Annotated in this window: 25 protein-coding genes; 14 read left to right on the forward strand and 11 right to left on the reverse strand. The window is 69.1% G+C overall.

Translation table 11 applies throughout. From position 1 onward, the window contains the following. Positions 1-9: 9 nt before the first annotated feature. Genes LCY71_RS01505 through gatC form a run of 3 tightly spaced genes read right to left on the reverse strand, consistent with a single transcriptional unit; the run spans position 10 to position 2,874 of the window. The gene (locus tag LCY71_RS01505) at positions 10-1,206 is read right to left on the reverse strand and encodes a M48 family metallopeptidase (RefSeq protein ID WP_225334602.1); all 1,197 of its coding nucleotides are present in this window, start codon (positions 1,204-1,206) and stop codon (positions 10-12) included. A gap of 55 nt (positions 1,207-1,261) precedes the next feature. Beyond that, positions 1,262-2,596 carry an Asp-tRNA(Asn)/Glu-tRNA(Gln) amidotransferase subunit GatA gene (gene gatA, locus LCY71_RS01510; protein ID WP_225334603.1) on the reverse strand — a complete coding sequence of 445 codons (1,335 nt, stop codon included), beginning with the start codon at positions 2,594-2,596 and terminating at the stop codon, positions 1,262-1,264. Beyond that, positions 2,596-2,874, reverse strand: coding sequence for an Asp-tRNA(Asn)/Glu-tRNA(Gln) amidotransferase subunit GatC (gene gatC / locus LCY71_RS01515; protein WP_225334604.1), 279 nt, complete (start codon positions 2,872-2,874; stop codon positions 2,596-2,598). The genes gatA and gatC overlap by 1 nt, the downstream gene beginning before the upstream one ends. A gap of 289 nt (positions 2,875-3,163) precedes the next feature. On the opposite strand from gatC, the gene LCY71_RS01520 reads away from it, so the two are divergent. The 3 genes from LCY71_RS01520 (at position 3,164) to LCY71_RS01530 (ending at position 4,954) form a co-directional block, all read left to right on the forward strand. After that, on the forward strand, positions 3,164-4,138 hold the full coding sequence (locus LCY71_RS01520) for a transcription initiation factor IIB (protein ID WP_225334605.1): 975 nt from the start codon (positions 3,164-3,166) through the stop codon (positions 4,136-4,138). Positions 4,139-4,176: 38 nt separating this feature from the next. Continuing rightward, the gene (locus LCY71_RS01525) at positions 4,177-4,650 is read left to right on the forward strand and encodes an NUDIX hydrolase (RefSeq protein ID WP_225334606.1); all 474 of its coding nucleotides are present in this window, start codon (positions 4,177-4,179) and stop codon (positions 4,648-4,650) included. Between the two features lie 94 nt (positions 4,651-4,744). Continuing rightward, the gene (locus LCY71_RS01530) at positions 4,745-4,954 is read left to right on the forward strand and encodes a hypothetical protein (RefSeq protein ID WP_225334607.1); all 210 of its coding nucleotides are present in this window, start codon (positions 4,745-4,747) and stop codon (positions 4,952-4,954) included. Positions 4,955-4,994: 40 nt separating this feature from the next. Here LCY71_RS01530 and LCY71_RS01535 read toward each other — a convergent pair whose 3' ends face one another. Both LCY71_RS01535 and LCY71_RS01540 read right to left on the reverse strand, forming a co-directional pair. Then, a complete protein-coding gene (locus LCY71_RS01535) occupies positions 4,995-6,185 on the reverse strand; it encodes an asparagine synthase C-terminal domain-containing protein (RefSeq protein ID WP_225334608.1) in 1,191 nt (396 codons plus the stop codon). After that, positions 6,185-6,871 carry a PHP domain-containing protein gene (locus tag LCY71_RS01540; RefSeq protein WP_225334609.1) on the reverse strand — a complete coding sequence of 229 codons (687 nt, stop codon included), beginning with the start codon at positions 6,869-6,871 and terminating at the stop codon, positions 6,185-6,187. Before LCY71_RS01540 ends, LCY71_RS01535 begins: the two co-directional genes overlap by 1 nt. Before the next feature lie 315 nt (positions 6,872-7,186). Here LCY71_RS01540 and LCY71_RS01545 point away from each other — a divergent pair, with 315 nt between their 5' ends. Next, positions 7,187-8,770 (forward strand): DNA-directed RNA polymerase subunit B'', encoded by a 1,584-nt coding sequence (locus LCY71_RS01545; protein WP_225334610.1) that lies wholly within the window; start codon positions 7,187-7,189, stop codon positions 8,768-8,770. Between the two features lie 115 nt (positions 8,771-8,885). Here LCY71_RS01545 and LCY71_RS01550 read toward each other — a convergent pair whose 3' ends face one another. Together LCY71_RS01550 and LCY71_RS01555 are read right to left on the reverse strand one after the other, a co-directional pair. Continuing rightward, positions 8,886-9,149, reverse strand: coding sequence for a YgaP-like transmembrane domain (locus tag LCY71_RS01550; protein ID WP_225334611.1), 264 nt, complete (start codon positions 9,147-9,149; stop codon positions 8,886-8,888). 93 nt (positions 9,150-9,242) lie between these two features. Then, entirely contained in the window at positions 9,243-11,528 is a 2,286-nt protein-coding gene (locus LCY71_RS01555) for a nitric-oxide reductase large subunit (protein WP_225334612.1), read from the reverse strand. Between the two features lie 148 nt (positions 11,529-11,676). Here LCY71_RS01555 and LCY71_RS01560 point away from each other — a divergent pair, with 148 nt between their 5' ends. The 4 genes from LCY71_RS01560 to LCY71_RS01575 all read left to right on the forward strand — a co-directional run bounded on the left by LCY71_RS01560 (position 11,677) and on the right by LCY71_RS01575 (position 13,420). Continuing rightward, positions 11,677-12,054 carry a helix-turn-helix domain-containing protein gene (locus tag LCY71_RS01560; protein WP_225335865.1) on the forward strand — a complete coding sequence of 126 codons (378 nt, stop codon included), beginning with the start codon at positions 11,677-11,679 and terminating at the stop codon, positions 12,052-12,054. Continuing rightward, entirely contained in the window at positions 12,051-12,353 is a 303-nt protein-coding gene (locus tag LCY71_RS01565) for a DUF7521 family protein (RefSeq protein ID WP_225334613.1), read from the forward strand. Before LCY71_RS01560 ends, LCY71_RS01565 begins: the two co-directional genes overlap by 4 nt. Before the next feature lie 62 nt (positions 12,354-12,415). Then, positions 12,416-13,051 carry a DUF7979 domain-containing protein gene (locus LCY71_RS01570; protein WP_225334614.1) on the forward strand — a complete coding sequence of 212 codons (636 nt, stop codon included), beginning with the start codon at positions 12,416-12,418 and terminating at the stop codon, positions 13,049-13,051. Between the two features lie 165 nt (positions 13,052-13,216). Beyond that, a complete protein-coding gene (locus LCY71_RS01575; RefSeq protein ID WP_225334615.1) occupies positions 13,217-13,420 on the forward strand; it encodes a hypothetical protein in 204 nt (67 codons plus the stop codon). Between the two features lie 110 nt (positions 13,421-13,530). Here LCY71_RS01575 and LCY71_RS01580 read toward each other — a convergent pair whose 3' ends face one another. Beyond that, entirely contained in the window at positions 13,531-14,685 is a 1,155-nt protein-coding gene (locus tag LCY71_RS01580; RefSeq protein WP_225334616.1) for a multicopper oxidase domain-containing protein, read from the reverse strand. 247 nt (positions 14,686-14,932) lie between these two features. Between LCY71_RS01580 and purL the strand changes: the two genes are divergently transcribed. Beyond that, positions 14,933-17,104 (forward strand): phosphoribosylformylglycinamidine synthase subunit PurL, encoded by a 2,172-nt coding sequence (gene purL / locus LCY71_RS01585; protein ID WP_225334617.1) that lies wholly within the window; start codon positions 14,933-14,935, stop codon positions 17,102-17,104. A gap of 202 nt (positions 17,105-17,306) precedes the next feature. Then, positions 17,307-17,555, forward strand: a complete 249-nt coding sequence (locus LCY71_RS01590) for a DUF4242 domain-containing protein (protein WP_225334618.1) — start codon at positions 17,307-17,309, stop codon at positions 17,553-17,555. 118 nt (positions 17,556-17,673) lie between these two features. Here the strand turns inward: LCY71_RS01590 and LCY71_RS01595 are convergent, their stop codons facing one another. After that, entirely contained in the window at positions 17,674-17,883 is a 210-nt protein-coding gene (locus tag LCY71_RS01595; protein WP_225334619.1) for a DUF7550 family protein, read from the reverse strand. Between the two features lie 239 nt (positions 17,884-18,122). On the opposite strand from LCY71_RS01595, the gene LCY71_RS01600 reads away from it, so the two are divergent. From LCY71_RS01600 to LCY71_RS01615, 4 genes are all read left to right on the forward strand, one after another. Further along, positions 18,123-19,244, forward strand: a complete 1,122-nt coding sequence (locus LCY71_RS01600) for a S1C family serine protease (protein ID WP_225334620.1) — start codon at positions 18,123-18,125, stop codon at positions 19,242-19,244. A gap of 234 nt (positions 19,245-19,478) precedes the next feature. Continuing rightward, on the forward strand, positions 19,479-20,294 hold the full coding sequence (gene hisF, locus LCY71_RS01605; protein WP_225334621.1) for an imidazole glycerol phosphate synthase subunit HisF: 816 nt from the start codon (positions 19,479-19,481) through the stop codon (positions 20,292-20,294). Between the two features lie 305 nt (positions 20,295-20,599). Then, entirely contained in the window at positions 20,600-20,836 is a 237-nt protein-coding gene (locus tag LCY71_RS01610; RefSeq protein WP_225334622.1) for a DUF2196 domain-containing protein, read from the forward strand. Between the two features lie 82 nt (positions 20,837-20,918). Then, positions 20,919-21,722 carry a hypothetical protein gene (locus tag LCY71_RS01615; protein ID WP_225334623.1) on the forward strand — a complete coding sequence of 268 codons (804 nt, stop codon included), beginning with the start codon at positions 20,919-20,921 and terminating at the stop codon, positions 21,720-21,722. A gap of 27 nt (positions 21,723-21,749) precedes the next feature. On the opposite strand, the gene LCY71_RS01620 is transcribed toward LCY71_RS01615, so the two are convergent. Together LCY71_RS01620 and LCY71_RS01625 are read right to left on the reverse strand one after the other, a co-directional pair. Further along, positions 21,750-22,373: a hypothetical protein gene (locus tag LCY71_RS01620; RefSeq protein WP_225334624.1), complete on the reverse strand. Its 624-nt coding sequence runs from the start codon at positions 22,371-22,373 to the stop codon at positions 21,750-21,752. A gap of 189 nt (positions 22,374-22,562) precedes the next feature. Continuing rightward, the gene (locus tag LCY71_RS01625; protein ID WP_225334625.1) at positions 22,563-22,847 is read right to left on the reverse strand and encodes a DNA-directed RNA polymerase subunit L; all 285 of its coding nucleotides are present in this window, start codon (positions 22,845-22,847) and stop codon (positions 22,563-22,565) included. Positions 22,848-23,123: the final 276 nt, after the last annotated feature.

The following is a 23,123-nucleotide window of genomic DNA, read 5'->3' on the forward strand; positions in this document are numbered from 1 at the left end:
CGGGCGACGTCACGAACGTCGGTCGCGCTCCCCCGCTCGCAACCGCTCGACGCGACGTTCGACGGGCGGGTGCGAGGACGGCAGGACGCGGCCGATCAGGTCCTGGCACCGTCGTCTCGCCCGAGCGACGACGTCGTCGCGCTCCGCGTCACCGCCGTCCCCGACGGCGTGGGGCAGGATACAGAGCTCGCGTACCCCCGTCCGGGCCGTCCGGAGGTCGGTCGACGGACTCGGCTGCGGCCCCGACAGCGTCTCCAGCGCGCCGGCCAGCGCGGCCGGCGAGCCCGATATCGCGACGGCTGCTTCGTCGGCGCGGAACTCCCGGATCCGCGACAGCAGCCGGTAGCACGCGCCGCCGGCGACGTACAGCGCCGTCGACGCCACGAGCGTCGCTGGTCCGACGATGAGCATCGTCATCGCGAAGTGGTGGCTGTATCCGACGTCGCTCCAGTCCCTGTCGGACTCGACGCGCGGGAGCAGCGCCCTGAAGTATTCGACGAGTCGCTCGTTGACGCGGCGTGTCACGCTCGGGAGGAAACTCGCCGCGGTCATCACGAACGCGTCGCCGTTCTTCAGGTGGGCGAGTTCGTGTGCGAGGACGGCGTCGAGCTGGTCGTCGTCCAGGCGTTCGAGCAGCGCCGTGGTCGCGACCAGCAGCTGCTCGCCCGGACGACCGATCACGAAGCTGTTCGGCGTCTCCGAGCCGATCACCCGCACCTCCGGCGGGGCCATGTCCGCGACGTGCGCCAGGGCCGTGGCGCGCACTTCCAGTCGTCGTTCCATCTCGTCCCGGGTCGCGATGGCCTGTTCGATGGAGTCCCGGTCGGGCGCGTCGTCCGGAGACGAGTCTGTCTCCGCGTCCGCGCCGGCGTCGGCTGGAGACGGATCGCCGGACGCGTCGACGTCGCCGACTTCGGGGAGCGCGCTGGCGCTCTGACGGTAGCCGAACCGCGACTGGACGACGAGTGTCAGGACGGTACCGACGGCGAGCGCCTCGACCGACGGGAGCGTCTCGAACCGGAGCGCGTCGACGAGCAACCCCGTGATCTCGTAGTCGAACGCCGTGACGACCGCGCCCACAGTCAGGTGGCCCAGCCAGTAGGCCACGGCGACGAAGACGACGTCGAACGCCACCAGCGCCCCGCCCAGCGCCGCCAGGCGGACCGGAGACCGCACCGAACCGCGGATCGATCGCATGGAGGGCATACGCGAGTGTACTGACAGCAGAACTGAAAGAACTGACGGAGCGGCGGGGCGGCCGTCAGGCCAGCGCGCTGCCGGCGCGGATGATCTCGCGCTCGTCGAAGGCGGGGCCGACGAACTGGAGGCCGACCGGGAGATCGTCGCCCGTCTCGCCGGCGGGGACGGTGATGGCCGGGAGGTTCGCGAGGTTCACCGGCGTCGTATTGGCGTCGGCGAGGTACATCTGCAGGGGGTCGTCGAGGCTCTCGCCCAGTTCCATCGGCGGGACGGGCATGGTCGGCGACGCGAGCACGTCGGCCTCGGAGAGCGCCTCGTCGAAGTCCTGCTTGACCCAGGCGCGGGCGTCCTGGGCCTTCCGGTAGTACTTGTCCTGGTAGCCCGCGGAGAGGGCGTAAGTGCCCAGCAGGACCCGGCGTTTGACCTCCTGGCCGAAGCCCTCCTCGCGGGAGCGAGCGAAGCTCTCGTTCCAGTCGCCCTCGAAGCCGCCGCTCTGACCGTACCGGACGCCGTCGAAGCGGGCCAGGTTCGAGGAGGCCTCCGACATCGCGATGACGTAGTAGGCCTCAACGGCGTGCTCGACGGAGGGGAGGTCGACCTCGTGGTAGGACGCGCCCTGCGATTCCAGTTCGTCCAGGGCGTCCCAGAAGACCTCGACGACCTCCTCGTCGGCGCCCTCGACGAGCTCCGTGGGCACGCCGATGGACATGCCGTCGACGTCGCCGTCGGCGGCGTCGGCGAACTCGTAGTCCGCGCCGTTCTCTTGCTCGCGGGCGTCGCCCGCTCGCTCGTCCGAGGCGCGTAGCGCCTCGCGGGCGTCCCTGGTCGTCGCGTCGCGCTCGTCGGGGCCGGCGATGACCTCCAGCAGCTCGGCGGCCTCCTCGACGGTGGGCGCGATGGGCCCGATCTGCTCCAGGGAGTTGGCGTAGGCGACCAGCCCGTACCGGGAGACCAGCCCGTAGGTGGGCTTGAGGCCGACGACGCCGCAGAAGGCGGCGGGACAGCGGACGGAGCCGCCGGTGTCGGTGCCGAGCGCTGCGTCGGCGTCGCCCGCGGCCACGACGGCGGCCGAACCGCCGGAAGAGCCGCCCGGGACGTGGCCCGGCGCTGCGGGGTTGTCAGTGGCGCCGAACGCCGACGTCTCGGTCGTCGTCCCCATCCCGAACTCGTCCATGTTGGTCTTCCCGGGGATGGTCGCGCCGGCCTCGGTCAGGCGCTCGACGACCGTGGCGTCGTAGGGCGGGACGTAGTCGGCCAGCATGTCCGACCCGCAGGTCGTCCGGACGCCCTCGGTCGAGATGTTGTCCTTGACGGCGACGGTCCAGTCGGACAGCGGGCCGTCGTCGGCGCCCTCGATGCGCTCCGCCGTGACGTAGCCGTTGTACTCGCTCGACATCACGACACCTTCGGACCTTTGAAGTACCCCTCCTCGGTCTCGGGGGCGTTGCGCAGCGCCTCCTCCCGGTCGAGGCTGTCGCGGACCTCGTCGGGCCGCATCACGTTCGTGAGGTCCGCCTCGCGGTCGACCTCGGGGACCTCGTCGAGCGTCTCGAAGTACGAGAGGATGTCGCCGAACTGCGCCGTGAATCGCTCGACCTCCTCGTCGTCGAGGTCGACGCGGGCCAGGTCCGCCACGTGGCGGACGTCGTCCGGATCGACGGCGTCGTCGCTCATGTTCGCCCCGAACGCCGGACCGGCGGTAAGGGTTTCGGTGTAGCGGAAATCGAGGCTATCTCCACGTCGAGACCGACTCAGCGGCCTCGACCGTACAGCCGCGTTCGATATCCGCCACCTCGACGAACGCCAGTCGGCCGGGAACGTTGCTTACCACTATACCCAACGTCGGTTTCCGAATCGAAAAGATGACCTAGCTGAATAGGCAAAACTTTTAAGTCGGCGTGGCAAGTATACGCAACCGGAAAGCGAGTTCTTCGGGCACGTGGCCCGGTAGCCCCCCTAACCAATGACCGACACCACTATCAGACGGTACACGAGCGAGAGCGAGCGCACCGACGAGACGGAAGACGAGCAGGAGGAGGAACTGGTCTGTCCGGAGTGTGGTGGCGACCTGGTCTCCGACGAGGAGCGCGGCGAGACGGTCTGCGAGGAGTGCGGTCTCGTCGTCGAGGAGGACGAGATCGATCCCGGGCCCGAGTGGCGTGCGTTCGACTCGAAGGAGAAAGACGAGAAGTCCCGCGTCGGCGCGCCGACGACCAACATGATGCACGACAAGGGGCTGTCGACCAACATCGGCTGGCAGGACAAGGACGCCTACGGCAACTCGCTGTCCTCGCGCCAGCGCGAGAAGATGCAGCGCCTCCGAACGTGGAACGAGCGGTTCCGGACCCGCGACTCCAAGGAGCGTAACCTCAAGCAGGCGCTGGGCGAGATCGACCGCATGGCCTCCGCGCTCGGCCTGCCCGAGAACGTCCGCGAGACGGCGTCGGTCATCTACCGCCGCGCGCTGGACGAGGACCTGCTGCCGGGCCGGTCCATCGAGGGCGTCGCGACGGCCTCGCTGTACGCCGCGGCCCGACAGGCCGGCACGCCCCGATCGCTGGACGAGCTCACCGCCGTCTCCCGGGTCGACAAGGACGAGATCGCCCGCACCTACCGCTACGTCGTTCGCGAACTCGGCCTGGAGATCCAGCCCGCCGACCCCGAGAGCTACGTCCCGCGGTTCTCCTCCGACCTGGAGCTGTCCGACGAGGTCGAGCGCCGCGCCCGACAGCTCCTGCAGAACGCCAAGGATCAGGGCGTCCACTCCGGCAAGTCGCCCGTCGGCCTCGCCGCCGCAGCGGTGTACGCCGCCTCGCTGCTGACCAACGAGAAGGTCACCCAGAGCCAGGTCAGCGAGGTCGCCAACATCTCCGAGGTCACTATCCGCAACCGCTACCACGAGCTGCTCGAAGCCGAAGAGGACATCCAGAGCGTCTGATCGCAAGGCAGTAGGCGACGCCGACGCAGCGGGGGCACATGGAGACCACCCGTCACTTTACTGCGACCACGTACGTCGTCCACGAGGGAGCCGTCGCTCTCCACGAGCACGACGGCATCGGCACGTGGCTGCCGCCCGGCGGCCACGTCGACCGGGACGAACTCCCCCACGAGACGGCGGTCCGCGAGGTCCGCGAGGAGCTCGGCATCGACGTCGAACTCGTCGCGGAGACGGACGCCATCGAGAGCGACACCGTCGAGCCGCTGCCGCAACCGCGGCACTTCCAGCTCGCCGACGTCAACGTGACCGAGCAGGGCGTGGGTCACCAGCACGTCGACATGGTCTACTACGCCCGCGCTCCCCACCGCGAGGTCGACCCCGCCGAGGGCGAACAGCCCGTCGAGACCTGGACGTGGTTCGACCGCGAGGACCTGACGACCGACGACCGCCTCGACGCGGACGTCGTCGCCATCGGGCTCCGGGCCATCGACGCCGTGTCCGACCGCAGGTGACCCCTCGCGACGGCGCGTTTGCCCGCCTCCGGGTCCAGACGGCTGCCCTCGGCGGCCCCACGGTTGTATAGCGCCGGGGCACGTATTGCCGACCATGGACCGACGCTGTCCCGACTGCGACGTCCACATGGAGGACGTGAAGCTCCGGACCTACGACGCGAACCCGCTCGCCGTGACGACCGACGAGCACCGCGAGGGAATTCTCGGAAAGCTGGGGGTACACGAGCGCCTCGACGTGAAGGCGCTGATGTGTCCCCGGTGCGGACTGGTGCGGACCTACGCCGACCTCGGCGACCTCGACTGACAGCGGTTCCAGAACTCCGGGCGAACCGCCCGGCCCTCGCTCACTCGCCGACCAGCGACGCGACGTACTTCGTGACGTGGTCGTCCATCCGTCGCTTGTAGCCGGCCTGCCGGGCCAGCCGGTCGAGTTCGCGGGCCGCGAGGCTCCCGTACTGGGCGGCCTTCTTGTCGCGGTCGACGACTGCGTCCGGGAGCCACTCGGCTGCCGCCCGCCGCAGGGCCCACTTGCGCTCGTCGCCGCGGACGAGCTGCGAGCCGGACAGCCCCAGCGCCGCCGCGACGACGCGGTCGGAAAGCAGCGGTGTCACCGGCTCGACCCCGGCGGCGCGCAGCGCGAGGACGTCCCGTTCGAGCTGGTCGGGCAGCCCAGTCAGCACTTCCCGGCGCGCCCCCCGGACCGTGTCCGCGTCGACCCGGGGGTCGTCGGGCGCCTTCGCTACCTTGGCGTAGCCGCCGAACAGCTCGTCGGCCCCCTGTCCGAGGACGAGCCGGTCGTGCCCGTCCGCCGCGGCGCGCTCCGCGGTCAGATAGAGGGGGAGCGCTATCTGGACGGCCATGGCGTTCGTCCGCCCGGTCGCGGCGACGATGTCGGGCACGGCCCGCTCCAGGTCGTCGTGGGTCAACTCGACGACTGTCAGGTCTCGGCCCAGCAGGTCTGCGGCCGACCGGGCCGCCTCGACGTCGTGGCTGTCCGGGAAGCCGGCGACGTACAGCGGCGCGTCCAGGCGGGCGGCCAGCAGCGCCGAGTCGACGCCGCCGGAGAAGGCGACGGCCGTCGACGCGTCGCCGTCGTCTGCGATGGCACCCCCGTCCGCCGCGTCCCCGACGGCCGCATCGAGCGCCGCCCGGACGGCTGCGACGGCGCGCTCGTCGTCGTCGACCGGCTCCGGGTCTGGTAGCGACCAGAGCCGCTCGGTGCCGTCCGCCGTGACGCGGTAGCCGGCGGGGACCGGCTCGGGGTCCGAGAGGTCTCTCCGGTCGTGGCTCCACGCGCCGTCGGCGGTGGGAGCGGTCGCGTCCGGCGTGTATTCGCCGGCCGCACCCGTGGTCGCGTCCGGCGTAGACTCGCCGGCCGCCCCGTGGGACGCACTTTGATCGTAGAACAGCGGCTCCCGTCCGAGGACGTCCCGGACGAGCGCGCCGTCGAGCGGGCCGGCGAAGCCGCGCGTCCCCGGGAGCGGGTCGCCGTCGTCGACGGCCGTCCCAACGAGGTCCGGCGATGCCCCCCGCATCAGTCGAGGAGGCCGTCGATGCGGTTCTTCACGCGGCGCTTGGCCCCGCCGGCGGCCTGCCGGAAGCTGATCCGCCAGGGCGTTCGCTTGCCCTCGACGGTGGTCCGACCGTCGACGATGGCACCGAGGATTCCCTCGAGGGTCCGGTCGGCGGCGTCGACGCGCGTGACCGCCTGGCCCACCATCTCGCTGACGTGCGCGTCGCTGCCGGCGGTCATGGACATGCCGCTGCGGCGGGCCAGGCGCTCGGCCTGGCGGTTCGCCCGACCGGTCAGCAGCCGGGAGTTGTACACCTCGACGGCGTCCGCTGCGGTCAGGTCGTCCGTGGTGACGTTGGCGAGGACGCCGCTGCGCGACTCCTGGAACGGGTGGGGAACGACGGCGATGCCCCCGAGGTCGTCGATCCGGTCGAGCGTCTCCCCGAACGGCAGGCCGGAGGGGACGGCTTCCTCGACGCCGAGCGCGAGGACGTGCCCGGCGCGGCTGGTCACCTCCATCCCGGGGATGCCGACGAGCCCGTAGTCGGGGGCCAGTTCGGCGGCCCGCAGGCTGGCGTCGATCTCGTCGTGGTCGGTGACCGCCAGCGCGTCGAGCCCGACGGCCGCCGCCTGCTCGAGCAGGAGTTCGACGGAGTCCCGGCCGTCGTAGGACAGTTCCGAGTGGGCGTGGAGCTCGACCGACAGCACGGACCCCCGTTCGCAGTCAGATGGCAAAAGGGACTCGGTACGCGCCGAACCGGCCGAATCGGCACCGAGACGGCGAGCGGGCGTCGTCGGCGGCGTGCGAGCAGTCCCGTCTCGACGGGGTTCGTGCCGACGAAGCGAAACGAAAAAGGCAGAGAAGCGGAATCCATCCGATATAGTAGAAATTGAACGCAATGACACACTCGAGGGGCGCCTTGGGTGCGCCTCGATGTGTAAATAGTTTCAATTTCTACTATAGCTCTCGCCGCGTGGCTGTCCGCATCGCTCGCAGACCAACCAGCGACGCCCTCGCTTCGTATGAACGTGGAAGACAGACGCGACATCTCACGGGAGTACTTCACGAAGGAACGACTGGCCGAGCACCACTTCCGCTCGTTCAACGCATTTCTAGAGCGGGGGATGCAGGAGGTCGTCGACGAGAAGGAGACGATCGAGACGGACATCGGCGACAAAGAGGGACAGGAGCCCGTCTTCGTCGAACTGGGCGACGTGCGCGTGCTGACGCCGCGGGTCCGCGAGGCCGACGGCAGCGAGGAGCTGCTCTATCCCCAGGAGGCCCGCCTGCGGAACCTCACCTACGCCGCGCCCGTGTTCATGGAGATGGCCATCGTCCGCGGCGGCGAGGAGGAGCCCGAGCAGGTAGTCGACCGCTACGAGGCCAAGGTCGGCCGGCTCCCGATCATGGTCGGGTCGGCCAACTGCAACCTCACGGGCGAGCGAGGCGCGTGGCGCGACGACGAGGAGCTGATCGACCTCGGCGAGGACCCCGCCGACCCCGGCGGCTACTTCATCGTCAACGGCTCCGAGCGGATGCTCATGACCAGCGAGGACCTCGCACCGAACAAGGTCCTCACCGAGCACGACACCAGGTACGGCGACGAGATCCAGCGGGCCAAGACCTTCTCGCAACGGCACGGCTACCGCGCGCTCGTCATGGTCGAGCGCGGCCGCGACCGCCTGCTGGAGGTCTCCTTCCCGGGCGTCTCCGGCGACGTCGACTTCGTGACGCTCGTCCGCGCCCTCGGACTCGAGTCGGACGAGGAGATCGTCCACCGGGTCAGCGACGACCCGGAGATCGTGAAGTTCATGCTGGAGAACCTGGAGGCCGCCGACGTCCAGACCACCGAGGAGGCCATGGAGAAGCTGGGCAAGCGCGTGGCCTCCGGCCAGGGCAAGAACTACCAGCTCCGCCGCGCGAACTACGTCATCGATCGGCACCTCCTGCCGCACCTCCACGAGGACGGCGTCGACGAGGAGGACGTCCGGATCAACAAGGCCTACTACCTCTGCCGGATGGCCGAGGCCTGCTTCGAGCTCGCGCTCGGTCGCCGCGAGTCCGACGACAAGGACCACTACGCCAACAAGCGCCTGAAGATCAGCGGGGAGCTGATGAAGGACCTCTTCCGGACGGCGCTGAACAAGCTCGGCCGGGACGTCAAGTACCAGCTCGAACGCGCCAACATGCGCGACCGCGACCTCTCGGTGTCGACCGTCGTGCGGTCGGACGTGCTGACCGAGCGCCTGGAGCACCCGCTGGCGACCGGTAACTGGGTCGGCGGCCGCTCGGGCGTCTCCCAGCTCGTCGACCGGACCGACTACATGGCCGTCCTGTCGCACCTGCGCCGGCTGCGCTCGCCGCTGTCGCGCAGCCAGCCCCACTTCGAGGCCCGCGACCTCCACGCCACCCAGTGGGGGCGCATCTGTCCCTCCGAGACGCCCGAAGGCCCCAACTGCGGCCTCGTCAAGAACTTCGCACAGGCCATCGAGATCAGCCAGGACGTCGAGGACGAGCGCGAGGTCAAGCGCACCCTCGCCGACATGGGCGTCGAAGGCATCCCGGGGATCGATGCGGCGGGGCAGGGGGCTCCCGCCGACGACTGACCAACGAGCCGGTTTATCGGCGAGTCTCAGTCGGCGGCGGGACGAGCCGACGACTAGTCAGCGAGGCGTTTCATCGCCGAACCGTAGTCAGCCGCAGAACGCGTTCGTCCCGTTTTCAGGGTCGCGTCTCGGGGACGGTCGGCGCCTGGTCGCTGGGCGGCATCGGCTTCCGGCCGGCCGTAGTGTCCTTGCCGATCAGGCCGTTGACCATGCAGTAGCCGGTGACGGTGTTGAACGCGAAGCTGGCCGCACCCATACTCGCCAGTTGGGCGATCCTCCGGTGGTTCGATCGGTTCGCACGACGGGCCAGCGCCAAGAGGCCCAGTGCCATTCCGGCGCGCATCAGACGCTGCTTCCCGCCGACGTTCTTCGCCTTCATGTGGTCGCGTTCGACCGCCGTCGGGAAGTGTCCTCACCCGGGCACCTGCAGGGGGTATAAACCGGCGGAGGAAAACGGCGGACCGCGTCGCCCTCAGTCGTCGCTGAGGACGCCCTCGGCGACGGCCATGTCCTCGGGGCTGGGGTCGTCGGCCGTCCGGCGGAGGACGAACCGCTTGCGGACCAGATCGGCCGCGAACAGCACCGTACCGAGGATCAGCAGGGTGTCGCCGGGCATGCGCGCCCAGAACAGGTCCTGGATGATCGGCTGGCTGTAGAACTCCAGGCTGCGCGCGAAGGCGTAGTTCTGCGTGAACGCGGCCTCCAGCTGGAGGAAGCCGACCGGGAGCAGGGAGACGAACACCATCAGCGCGAGGCCGACGTTCCACAGCCAGAACGCCCCGCGGAGCCAGGAGCCGTCCCAGCGCTCCGGATCGATCGACAGCTGGAGCATGTAGGTGACCATGCCCAGCGCCAGGAAGCCGAACGCGCCGAACATCGCGGCGTGGGCGTGGCCGACGGTGAGGTACGTGCCGTGCTCGTAGTAGTTGATCAGCGGCAGGTTGATGAAGAACCCGAGCACGCCGGCCCCGACGAAGTTCCAGACGCCGGAGGCGACGATGAACATGAACGGGAGCTTGTAGGGGAAGTCCCCGGACTCCGTCATCGCGCTGTACTGACCCAGCGCCTCGTAGAGGATGAAGACGAGGGGGATCAGCTCCAGCGTCGAGAAGACGCTCCCGATGGGGATCCACATGTCGGGCATGCCGATCCACCAGTAGTGGTGGGAGACGCCGATGACGCCGGTGCCCATCACCAGCAGGGCCTGCAGCATGACGGCCTTCTCGGCGCTGCGGCGCTTCAGCAGGTTCATCGACACCAGCGTCAGGCCGACGATGGCGACGATGAAGAACTCGAAGGCTCCCTCGACCCACATGTGGACGACCCACCAGCGCCAGAACTCCGTGACGGCGAGGTTGGTCTCGGGGGTGAACAGGAAGCCGGCGGTAAAGAGCAGCGCGATCGAGCCGCCGGCGTAGAGGATCATGTGCGCGAGGCCGTAGGGCGGCTCGCGGTCCAGCAGCGGCTTCAGGCCGCGGATCGACAGCACGGCCCAGATCAGGAAGCCGGCGAGGATGCCGAACTGCCAGACCTTGCCGACCTCGAGGTACTCCAGGCCCTCGTTGCCGACGAGCCACCACAGCGCGCCGTCGAGGTAGCCCTGCGCGCCCAGCCAGATGCCGACCATGCCGCCGACGGTGACGAAGACGAGCGCGCCCAGCAGGCCGTTGACGTAGGTCGACTGGCGCTTCGGTTCATGGCCGGTCAGCAGCGGCGGGAGGAAGAGTCCGGCGCCGAGCCACGTCGCGGCGATCCACAGGACCCCGAGGTCGATGTGCCAGGTCTTGGCGAGCGCGAAGGGAGCCCACTGGAGGATGTTGACGCCGATCAGTTCCTCCAGCCCGAAGAAGCTCGCCCGCTCGACGTAGTAGTGGGCCAGCAGGCCGCCGAGGAGCACCTGTGCGAGGAACAGTCCGGCGGCGACGGGGATGAACCGCAACGCCGCCCGCTGGCTGGGGAAGATCTCGACGTCCTCGGGATCGGGGATGGACACGCCCTCGCCGGACGGCTCGGGCAGGCTGACGGACTTGTACAGCCAGACGCCGGCGCCGGCCCCGGCGACCAGCAGCACCATCGCGATGACGCTCCAGGTCATCGCGGCCGCGGTGGCGTCGTTACCCGCGCCGGGCTGGTAGGGCCAGTCGTTCGTGTAAGAGTGCTCGCCGCCGGGGCGGTCGACGTGGGAGAACCACGCCGTCCACAGCGCGAAGTCGGCGAACTGCTGGGCCTCCTCCTCGGAGTCGATCATGTCGACGGGGACGCCCCGCTCGGCCTCGCCCTCGTGGTAGCGCTCGACGTACGTCTGGCGCACCTGCTCGTGGGCGTACGCCTCGGCGGCGGTGTACTGGACGGGCCCGCCGTCGTACTCGCGGTCGAGGTCGGACTGGACGGCGGTGTCGATCGCGGCCTGCTGCTCGGCTGACAGCGCCCCGTAGTCGCTCCCGTGGCGCTGGTCGGCGTAGTACTCCCGCATGTGCTCGACCTTCAGATCGAGCGAATCTGCGGTGTAGTCCTGGCCGAAGTAGGCTCCGTTGCCCAGGATCGACCCGTGGTTCATCAGCGCGTCGCGCTGGAACGTCTCCTTCCCGGTCTGGACGTCGGCGCCGGTGGCGACCGTCTCGCCGTCCGGTCCGACGATCCGATCGGGGATCGGCGGTGCCTCCTCGTAGGCCATCCACGCGCCAGCGCCCATGACGACCAGATTCAGGACGAACACGGCCGCGAGCGCCTTGGCGATAGTCGCGCGTCGCAGTTCCATGACAGTCGATCCTTTACCCCCCTCTCATAACGTACTCTCGCCGATTCCCGTACGACGGCAACCCGGCCGAACAGATTCGGCCACTCCGGTATCGGCGAGTGCGTGTCGGTGCCGTTATGTTCGTCGGGTAGTGAGCATCTTCCCACGGATGGTGCGGGACCCGTTCGCCGACGACGACTCACCGGCGCTAGAGGACGTCCTCGACGCACTCGACGACGAAGACTGTCGAGCCATCGTCAGCGCCCTCGACGAGCCGATGACGGCCAGCGAGATCTCCGACGAGAGCGGCGTCCCGCTGTCGACGACGTATCGAAAGCTCGAACAACTGACGGAGGCGTCGCTCCTGTACGAGGGCGTCGAGCTACGGCCCGACGGGCAGCACGCCAGCCGCTACGCCATCGGCTTCGAGGACGTCGTCATCTCGCTGGACGAGGAGCGCGCGTTCGAGGTCGACATCTCCCGGCGTCCGCGGACCCCGGACGAGCGCCTCGAGAACCTCTGGTCGGAGGTGCGCAAAGAAACATGAGCCCACACATCCCCAGTTCGCAGGTCGGCATCGTCGTCACCAAGACGCTCACGCTCATCCTCGGGAGCCTGATCACCTACTACTCCTACCGGGCCTACGCCCGGACGAAGGCCCCCGAGTTACGGGCGCTGACCTGGGGGTTCGGCATCATGACGTTCGGCGCCATACTGGCTGGGTTGATCGACATCGGAGTCTCGGCCTACCTCGGGCACAACCTCCTGCCAGTCAGCGTCTTCGCCCAGAGTGTCCTCACCACGATCGCCTTCGCGATCATCCTCTACTCGCTGTACGTGGAGTAGATCGCTCAAACCTCGGCTGACCGTACACAAGGGCTTTTCTCCCGGCTCTCGCATCGGCGGGCATGCGAACGCTTCCGCTGGTGGCCCTCCTCTCGCTCGCAGCGCTCGCGGGGTGTAGCGGTCTCGTCGACGGGGCCGGACAGCCGGGCGACCCGACGGCCGAGACGCCCGCCGCGACGGCGACTCCCCCGCCCGGATCACCGGACGCCGACGGGAGCGCTGTCGCCTACGAGAGTCTGACCGACGAGCAGCAGGCGGCGGTCCGCGAGGCCGTGAACGGCTCGGTCCGGTTCGTCCCCGACTCCCCGTACGTGAACGACAGTGCGGGCTACTCGAACGCGATCATCGATCCCTTCCGCGGGCACGACTACGTCCGCTACGACGGGACCGACTACGAGATACGGATCTCCAGCGGCCGGCTGTACGCCTCGTACGGGATCCACGCCGAGCGCGGATCGCCGGGGGAGAACGACACGGTCGTGCCGGTCGAGGACCTGCCGGAGAGCGTCCGTGAGGAGGTCCGCGAGGCCGTCGAGACCGGCGACTACCACGCTCCGATGGGCAGGTGGGACTCCCTTCCGGAACCGCTCGGGGAGACCCGGTACGTCCGCTACGACGACGAGACCTACCGACTGATCTACGCCGTCGGCGACTACTGGGCGCCCGTGATGGAGTTGCGGGAGGTCCACGACCGCTGATCCGTCAGGGACGAATTCGTTCGAGACGGCCGATATCGGGCCCGATCACGTAGCCACTCCCGTGACCGACAGGACACAGAGCTGTCCGACCTCGCCGGGCGAAGCGCCGAGCGCGGGGGCGTACGGGACGCGTGGACGGCCAAGAGCTTCACCGATCGCATCGTCGTGGCGGAGGGACCGCCAGCCGCGGACCTCCCGGCGGACGCGGAGCGGGCGCTCCACGAGCACGACTACCGGGGGGCCGACGTGGCGTACGACGTCGACGGGGGCGAGTCGGCGGCCTTCGCCGGCGAACTCGACGACGGCCGGCGCTACCGGTTCGTCGACACGCGCTCGCGGGGCGAGTTGCAGTCCTGCGTGGTAGACTGAAGCCTCGGGGACTCGATCCGGAGCTGCAGAGAAACGGACCAGGCAGACGGTCTGGTTCAGTCGGACGCAGTCACGACGGTCGGCGTGCGGTGGCTCGTTCGAGCGCGAAATCAGCCTTCGTAGCCGGCGTAGTCCATCAGCTGGGCGAAGACGTCGGTGTCCATCGCCTCCTCGTAGACGATGCCGCCGACCATACCGCCGGGGTAGGTGGTGCCGTTCATGGCGTGGTTGACCTTGTGGCAGTGCATGAGGTAGATGCCGGGGTCGGCGTCGGCCTCGAACTCGATGGTCTTGCGCTCGGCCGGGGCGACGTTGCAGATGTCCTCGTCGTGGCGCGCGGCCTCGGGGATGGTCCCGCCGTCCTTCTCGACCACCCGGAAGCGGTGGTTGTGCGTGTGCATGGGGTGGCTCATGTAGCCGGCGTTGACCATGTGGACGCGGACGGTGTCGCCCTGCGAGACGATGATCGGCGAGCCGTCCTCGGGGTGGAGCGTCCGGGGCGCGCTCTTGCCGTTGATGGTGAACACGTCGGGGTTGCGGTTACGCGGGCTGTAGGAGGCGTCGCCGCCGGCCATCATCCGGTTGAGCCGGGAGTCCCAGTCCTTGAGCGTCATGAACACCTCCTGGTCGGCCGGCTCGTACCCCTCGGGGTCGACCCGGAAGATGCCGTACATGCCCATGTCGACGTGGCGCTGCGTCTGGAAGTGGCAGTGGTAGAAGTGCGTCCCCGGGACGTTCGCGGGGATCTCGTAGGTGTGCTTCTCGCCCGGCTTGACGGTGATGCCCGTCGTCGTCGGGACGCCGTCGTTCTCCCAGGTCTTGCGGGCCCCGTGGAAGTGCAGCGTGTGGGGCATGTCGGCGTCCGTGTTGTCCAGCGTCACCTGCATGTCCTCACCCTCGGTCGTCCGGAGGATGGGACCGGGCACGCTGGGCTCGCGGTCGTCAGCCTGGAACGCCCACACCTTGGGGAGCTCGACGGGGCCGCCCATCTTCTCGCCGGGGTGAGCCTGGTGGCGGGCGTTGACGGTCGAGATGGTCACCTGGCCGCCCTGCTCGTCGACGTTGACGACCTCCGGCGGCGACGTGGTCGGGAGGTTGCTGTCGACCTGTTTGGGCGTCGAGTCGACGGCCGACTGCCCCTCCTGCTCGACGGTCGCGGCCGGCGCCTGGCACCCCGCGACGGCGGCGGTACCGGCGAGGCCAGTGGCTTTCACGAAATCGCGGCGACTCATGTCCGTTCCGGGGGCACCGATGTTATCGGTCATGTGCTCACTTCGGAGTTTGTAGTCGACCCTTATAGCCCGGCCAGGGGATTCCCAGCAACTGAAAAACCGCTAAACTGGGGGTAGCGGACGTGAACGGTGTGGCGAACATGTTCGACAAAGAGATATCGTCGCCGCGGCGACCGCGGCCGCGCCGGCGACGTCGGCCAGCGGGCGGTCCGGCGGCGCGCCCGTGCGCGTGTAGTTAGATTGGAAAGCGATTTAGCCGCCCGGTGGCGACGGAGAGGTAATGAGCCTGTCCGATCGGGACCACGACCTCGTGGTCGAGGAACTCGGCCGGGAGCCCACCCCGGCCGAGGCGGCCCTCTTCGAGAACCTCTGGAGCGAGCACTGCGCCTATCGATCCTCGCGACCGCTGCTGGGCGCGTTCGACTCCGAAGGCGACCAGGTCGTCGTCGGGCCCGGCGACGACGCCGCCGTCGTCGCGCTGCCGACCCACGGCGACGGCGACGAGACCTACGTCACGATGGGCATCGAGAGCCACAACCACCCCTCGTACGTCGACCCGTTCGACGGCGCCGCGACCGGAGTCGGCGGCATCGTCCGGGACACGATGTCGATGGGCGCCTACCCCATCGCGCTGGCGGACTGCCTGTACTTCGGCGACTTCGACCGCGAGCACTCCCGGTACCTGCTGGATGGCGTAGTCGAGGGGATCAGCCACTACGGCAACTGCATCGGCGTCCCCACCGTCGCCGGCAGCACCGCCTTCCACGACGACTACGAGGGCAACCCGCTCGTGAACGTCTCCTGCGTCGGCCTCATCGACGACCCCGACCGGATGATCACCGCCGAGGCCCAGGAGCCCGGTAACAAACTCGTGCTGGTCGGCAACGCCACCGGCCGCGACGGCCTGGGCGGGGCCTCTTTCGCCAGCGAGGACCTCGCCGAGGACGCCGAGACCGAGGACCGCCCCGCGGTTCAGGTCGGGGACCCCTACGCCGAGAAGCTCCTGATCGAGTGCAACGAGGCGCTGCTGGACGAGGACCTGATCGAGTCGGCCCGCGACCTCGGCGCGGCCGGCCTGGGCGGAGCCTCCTCCGAACTGGTCGCCAAGGGCGGACTGGGCGCCGAGATCGAGCTGACGAACGTCCACGAGCGCGAGCCCAACATGAACGCCGTGGAGTACCTGCTCGCCGAGAGCCAGGAGCGGATGTGCTACGAGGTCGCGCCGGAGAACGTGGATCGGGTCCGCGAGCTCGCCGAGCGCTTCGAGCTGGGCTGCTCGGTCATCGGCGAGGTCACCGACACGGGCCGGTACGTCTGCACGTTCGACGGCGAGACGGTCGTCGACGCCGACGCCGAGTTCCTCGGTGAGGGCGCGCCGATGAACGACCTGCCCGCCGAGGAACCGGTCGAGCCCGAGCGGGACCTGCCCGATCCCGCACCCGATCTGGCGGAGGCCTTCGAGGCCGTCGTCGGGAGCCCGAACACCGCCTCGAAACGGTGGGTCTACCGCCAATACGACCACGAGGTCGGCGTCCGGACCTCGATGCGGCCGGGCGACGACGCCGCGATCGTGGCGGTCCGGGAGGCCGGCACGGGCCTAGCGTTCACGGCCGGTGCGGACCCCAACTGGACCGACGCGGCCCCCTACGAGGGCGCCCGCGCCGTCGCGCTGGAGAACGCCACCAACGTCGCCGCCAAGGGCGCCGAGCCCCTGGCCGCCGTCGACTGCCTGAACGGCGGCAACCCCGAGAAGCCCGACGTCTACGGCGGGTTCAAGGGCGTCGTCGACGGCCTCGCGGACATGTGCTCGACGCTCGACGTGCCCGTCGTCGGCGGCAACGTCTCGCTGTACAACGACTCTCAGCACGGGCCTATCCCGCCGACGCCGACGCTCGCGCTCGTCGGCGCCAAGGAGGGCTACGACGCGCCGCCGATGTCGCTGTCCGGCGAGGGCGACCTCCTGCTGATCGGCGCGAAGGCCATCGAGGGCGACGCCGAGGCGCGGCTGGGCGGCTCCGAGTACCTCGCGCAGTTCGGCGGCACCGACCGCCTCCCCGAACTCCCGAAGGACCCGGACGGACTCGTCAGCACGGTCGCCGACGTCGCCGACGACGAGTCGACGCTGGCGACCCACGACCTGAGCCACGGCGGCCTCGCCGTCGCGCTCGCCGAGATGATTCACGACGAGGCCGGCGCGACCGTCGAGGTGGATGCGCCGAGCAAGGGCAGCGCCGCCGAGCTCCTCTTCGGCGAGCAGCCCGGCCGCGTCGTCGTCGAGACGACCGACCCCGCCGCCGTGCGACAGGCCTTCGACGGCGTCGCCCCGGTGTACGACCTGGGCAGCGCCGACGACAGCGGCCGCCTGAACCTGACGGTCAACGGCGAGTCGCTTTCCTACGACGCCGCGGACGTGGCCGACCTCCGCGACGTCATCGAGCGAGAACTGGACTGACAGTCGTCGGTACCACGAGTCCTCTCTCGAATTCGAGAACTGCAGTGGATTCGCCCGAGATCGACGCGTCGCGTGTGCGACTGTCGTTGGCTTCTGGGTAGTTTTACGAACGAGAGAGAGGGACTAGTGTGTCCGCAACGGGGGACACGTGAGCGCGAAGGGGTGCGAACGCTCTTCCCCGAGTAGTGTTATCGTACGGCGCATGCCACTGTTCATGGACGTCCACAGGAACGTCGACGCGAGTCCCGAAGAAGTCGCCGCTGCCCACCAGAAGGATCTCGAAGCCCAGGACGAGTACGACGTAGATTTCAAGCAGTACTGGTTCGACGAGGACGAAGGCGCCGTGTTCTGCCTCTTCGAAGCTCCGGACAAAGAGGCGGGCGAGAAGGTCCACAGCGAGGCGACCGGACTGATCGCCGAGGAGATACACGAAGTGCAGCGAGGAACGTAAGGCAGTCGGGCGAGCCGGTTGCCCTCTCGGAAGCGGGCGAGCGACAGACGCTACAGTCGACCGTCACGGCGACCGGCGAAGAAAGCAACCGGGTTCCGCCCCGCTGAAAACCGACGTTTCAGACCAGAGCGACCGACAGACCGAACACCACAGCCAGGCCGACCGCGAGCACGACGAAGCCGGTCGCGACCTGACCCATCGTGAAGTCGCTCTGGGGCGCCGTCTCCCGCAGCGGGGGTTCACGGTCCGGGACCTCTGGGTGCTCCGGATCGTAGTCGGGGCGGTCCGCCTCGTGTTCGCCTTCGTGGCCCTCGTCGTTCTCGTCCATGTGCGGACGATTCCCCGCCTGCTACGAGTAGTTGTCGGAATTCGGCACGTCGCCTGGCGGGGCGCTCGACTCCGCCGTGCACACGGCCCGCAGCGCCCGTAGCAGGCGCGAGTAATCGGGGCGTAGGCCGTCACGGAAGAGTGGTAACGCGACCCAAAGGACCCCGTCGTCGCGCAAGGCCGTCCGTACTGCGAAAACGATCACGCCGGTGTTTTCGGCGGCGCACCAACCGCTTCGTGATGTCCTCGTCAGTACGATCGATAGCTATCGCGCTGGTCGCCGTCGTCGCGCTGAGCGGCGCGGCCGCGCCGGCGCTCGGGAGCACAGCCGCACAGGCGAACGCCCAGCAGCAGGCATCACCGGGAAGCTGCGACTACGTGTCGCTGTACGACGAGACGATCGGCTCCGTCGTCTCGATCCAGACCGACGCCGGCATCGGCTCCGGCTACGTCTACGAGACCGGGGGGAACGGCTCGGCGATCGTCGTCACCAACGCCCACGTCGTCGGCGAGTCCGACGAGGTGACGGTCCAGTTCACCCGCGGCGAGTCGGTGACGGGGACCGTCGTCGGGAGCGACACCGGCACCGACCTGGCCGCCGTCCGCATCAACGAGAGCCCGGAGTACGCCCAGGCGCTGCCCACGGCGGCGTCCCAGCCCAGCCACGGAACGCCCGTGGCCGCGCTCGGCAATCCCTTCGGCCTCGAGGGGACGATCACGCAGGGCATCGTCAGCGGCCTCAACCGCTCGCTGCCGACCCGGCAGGGCCCGCCGATCCCGGACACCGTCCAGACGGACGCCGCGATCAGTTCCGGCAACAGCGGCGGCCCGCTGGTCAACTGCCAGGGTGAGGTCGTCGGCGTCAACACGGCCGGCATCGCCGCGCCCGGCGCCGAGAACATCGGCTTCGCCATCTCCTCGGAGATCGTCCAGCGGGTGGTCCCGAACCTCGTCGAGTCCGGCGAGTTCGACCAGCCGTACCTCGGCATCGGCGTCGCCCAGGTGACGCCGGCGGTCGCCGAGGCCAACGACCTGAACCGGACTACCGGCGTCTACGTCGCGTCGGTCGACGAGGGCGGTCCCTCCGCCGGTGCGCTCCAGGGGGCCGCGGAGCTCGCCGTCGTGGACGGCCAGCGCGTGCCCGTCGGAGGCGACGTCATCGTCGGCGTTGCGGGCCAGGAGGTCCGCGGCATAGAGGACCTCTCCTCGATCCTGCTGACCGAGACCGAACCGGGCGAGAACGTCTCGATCACCGTCGTTCGGGACGGCCAGCGGACCAACGTCACGGTGACGGCCGGCGAGCGTCCCGACCCGGACGCACGGAGGACGGGCGGCCTGCCCGCGGCGCCGTCCCAGAGCTGAAGCGGAGGAGCGTCCGGCTCTCGTGACCGGGTGACGGCCGCGTCCGTCAGCCGGCCCCCGGAATCCCTATTCGCTACGCTCAGCCGGACGCCGCTGGAGCACGACTCCAGCGAGCCCTGACTCGCTTCGCTCGTCAGGACGCCGAAAGGCTCACTTCGTTCGCCTTTCGAGCCCGACTTCACTGGGTTCAGTCGGACCCCTTTTGACCCCGCGCGCCCGACAGTCGCCTATCAGATGACGCTCACCAAGCGAATCATCCCCTGTATCGATGTCGACGTCGACGAGGAGGGGAACGCCGCCGTCTACACGGGTGTCAACTTCGAGAACCTGCAGTACACGGGCGATCCGGTGGAGATGGCACGGAAGTACAACGAGTCCGGGGCCGACGAGTTCGTCTTCCTCGACATCACCGCCAGCGCCGACGGCCGGGAGACGATGCTGGGCGTCGTCGAGGCCGTCGCCGACGAGGTGTTCATCCCGCTGACCGTCGGCGGCGGCATCCGCACCCGCGAAGACGTCAAGGAGACCCTGCGGGCCGGCGCCGACAAGGTGTCGATCAACTCCGGCGCCATCGCCAACCCCGACCTGATCACCGAGGGCGCCCGCGCGTTCGGTAGCCAGTGCATGGTCGTCTCCGTCGACGCCAAGCGCCGCTTCGACGAGCGCGGCGAGTACTACGCCGAGGTCGACGGCGAGTCCTGCTGGTTCGAGTGCACCGTCAAGGGCGGCCGCGAGGGCACCGGCCTCGACGTGATCGAGTGGGTGACCGAGGCCGAGGAGCGGGGCGCCGGCGAGCTGTTCGTCAACTCCATCGACGCCGACGGCACCGAGGACGGCTACGACATCCCGCTGACCTCGGCCGTCTGCGACGCTGTCTCCACGCCCGTCATCGCCTCCTCCGGCTGCGGGGGCCCCGAGGACGCCCGTGAGGTCCTCCAGGACGCCGGTGCCGACGCCGCGCTCGCCGCCTCCATCTTCCACTTCGACGAGTACTCGATCCGCGAGGTCAAGGAGTACCTGGACGACCACGGCGTGCCGGTTCGTCTATAGTTACCGCGAGCGACCGGCGGGAGCGAGCGGCTTTTTCGCCACCGGGAGAGCAAAGCTCTCCCGAGCCCTGTCTCGCTACGCTCGACAGGACCACGTTTTTCGAGGAGTGGTTGCGAACGGAGTAAGCAACCCGACGAGAAAAAGGCGATAGCGGAGTACCTGGACGACCACGGCGTGCCGGTTCGGTTGTAGTCACCGCGAGTGACGCGAGGGCCGCTCGCTGAGCGGGCCTCGGGACGTGCGAACGGCACCTCCTTGCAGATTCCTGCCCGTCCCTTTTGTCGCCCAGCCCCGGAGGTACGGGCATGGCGACCAACCGCCCCAGCGAGGAGGACGTCCGGCGCGGGATGACGGTCAAAGTCGTCCAGAACCAGGAGAACAACGACGGCGAGCCCCTGATCGGCGACGTCCTGCACGTCGTCGGCGACGACGATCCCGGCGGCGTGGTCGTCGAACTCGAATCCGGCGTGACGGGCGAGGTCGTCGAGATACACCCCGACGAGGGCGGCGGCGACGTCCCACAGGGCGGCCAGGGGACCTGATCGGCCGCGGACCGGCCGCGGCGACCCGTCCACCGGGCCGCTGTCGAAACCCCTTTCTCCGCAGGTCGACGACTTCGACGGCATGGAGTGGCGGTGTGCCCGGTGCGGGGCGATCCAGGACGAGGACGACCCGCCCTGCGACGACTGTGGCTTCCACGGGTTCGAGCGGGCGCCCAGCGACGGCGAGACCGGCCCAAGCGACCCCGTCTGGGTGTGTCCCGAGTGCGGCCGCCAGCACCAGAAGAACTCCCCGCCGTGCAAGCGCTGCGGCCACGTCCACCTCGAACAGCGTGATCCCGACTACCGGGAGTTCGACGACATCGGCGGGACGTCCTACCGCGACGTCCTGGAGCCGCGCTACGTCGCCGGGTTCGTCTTCGCCGGCCTCCTCGGCGCGGTCCTCGTCCTCGGCGTCGCGGGCGTCATAACGATTCCCGGGACCGGACCGCCAGAACCGCCGGAGGCGCCCGCCGGCGACGCGGCCGGACTGAACCTCTCCGGCGTCGAGTCGCAGTACGTGGCCGAGCTGAACGCCCAGCGGTCGGCTACCGGCGTCGACGAGGTGTCACCGGCCGATGACGTCGACGCGATAGCGACCTACTACAACAGGCGCGTCGTCGAGGCGCGGTACGGCGACGCCGAGACGCCCAGCCAGGAGGAGATGCAGCAGTTCGACGTCCGCTGCGGCGAGGCCGCCGCGTTCGTTCCCTACTCGGTCGAGCCCGCGCAGCCGCTCGCCGAGTACGACGAACGGGGACTCGCGAGCGAACTGGTCGGCGCGCTGGAGAACCCGGACCGAGTCACCGCCGAGAGTCAGTCGCGCGTCGGCGTCGACGTCCACGTCGCGCCCGACCAGCGCGTCTTCGTGACCGCCGTCGTCTGCTAAGCGGGACCGGCAACGCGTCCGTGACCGTCAGCGACTGATTCTATCGTAACCCCAGTAGAGCGCGGGGACGCCGAGCGGGAGCGAGAGCAGGCCGAACGAGGCGGCGAGCCACCCGCTCCCGCGAGCGTCCGCTCGGGTAGCGAGCCACGCACCGAACCCCAGCAGCCCGACTGTCAGCGTCGCGAGCCCCCACGTCGGGTCACCGGTCGCGCAGTACGCCCAGCACACGCCCGTCGCCGCGGGCCCCAGCGGCGTCGGCGTCACGTTTGGGAGGTAGTGGAACCGACAGTACAGGTACAGCGCGAGCATGTAGGCCACCGGCAGGCCGAGCAGTAGTCCCCGGTTCGCGCGCGCCGTCGTTCCCCACCGCCGGGCCGCCGCGAGGACGACGAACGGGAACGTGAACTCCCAGAGCCACATTCCGACGAGGTAACTGGCCGCGGAGTGTCCCCAGTGCGGTTGCGTGACCGGCGCGGTGGCCGGGAGCCCGACGCCAGGCAGATCCTGCGTCGGCGTCGGGTTCGTCAGGAACGCGATGACGACCAGTGCGACCGCGACGGCGAACAGCCGCGTTCCGATCGCGGTCGCCGTCGACAGCGGTTCCGGGTACCGCGTCCGCGATTCGCTCGAAGACAGGTTCGCCTCCGTCATCCCACGCTGAAAGACGGGTACATCCGTTTCCTCGATTTCGGTTACGCCAGCAAACCTCGGAGAGAACACTGCTACCCGTAGATTGTAGCGATTGCGTGAGAACGGATCCCGTCGTGACTCGACGGCGATTCGGGATCGAAAGCGAGCGCCGACAGGAGCGATGGATGCGTAGCGGCGGTCCCTATAAAATCAGGCCGCGGCCTCGAACGCGTCCTCGAAGTCCTCCGTCTTCTCGATGACCCGGTCTGTCCCCGCCTCCAGCGCGTCCAGCGCGTCGACGTCGGCGTCCGTCTTGATCGTCAGCACCGGATCCGTCTGGCCGCCGGACTGCTCGGGGTTCATGTCGTACGTCGCGGCCTGTACCCCCTCTGTCTCCAGCAGCGCGCCCTTGAGGACGTTCATGAACGTGTGGTCCTCGCCGGCGATCTCGATAGAGAGCTCCGTGTCAGACTTGTCGATGACGCGCAGGTCCATGCCCCCTCGTATAGCCGTAGCGGGGATGAAAGCTTCGCTTCGCGATAACAGCACCGTAGACGGCGACTACGGGGACGCCAGCGACGGAGCGGAGTACGAGAACCAGAAAGCCCCGGCTGGCTGCGGTCCCGTGAGTCGCTGTCGTCCGAAAATCTTCGATTTTCGTGATGACGAGAGACGCCGAAGGCGTCTCTCGAACCACGCGCGCTCCCTTCGGTCGCGTGCTTACGTCGTCAGGGTTCCCGCAGCCAGCCGCCCCTTTCAGTCCCGCCCAGC

This window comes from Halomicrobium urmianum (assembly GCF_020217425.1).
Lineage (GTDB): Archaea > Halobacteriota > Halobacteria > Halobacteriales > Haloarculaceae > Halomicrobium > Halomicrobium urmianum.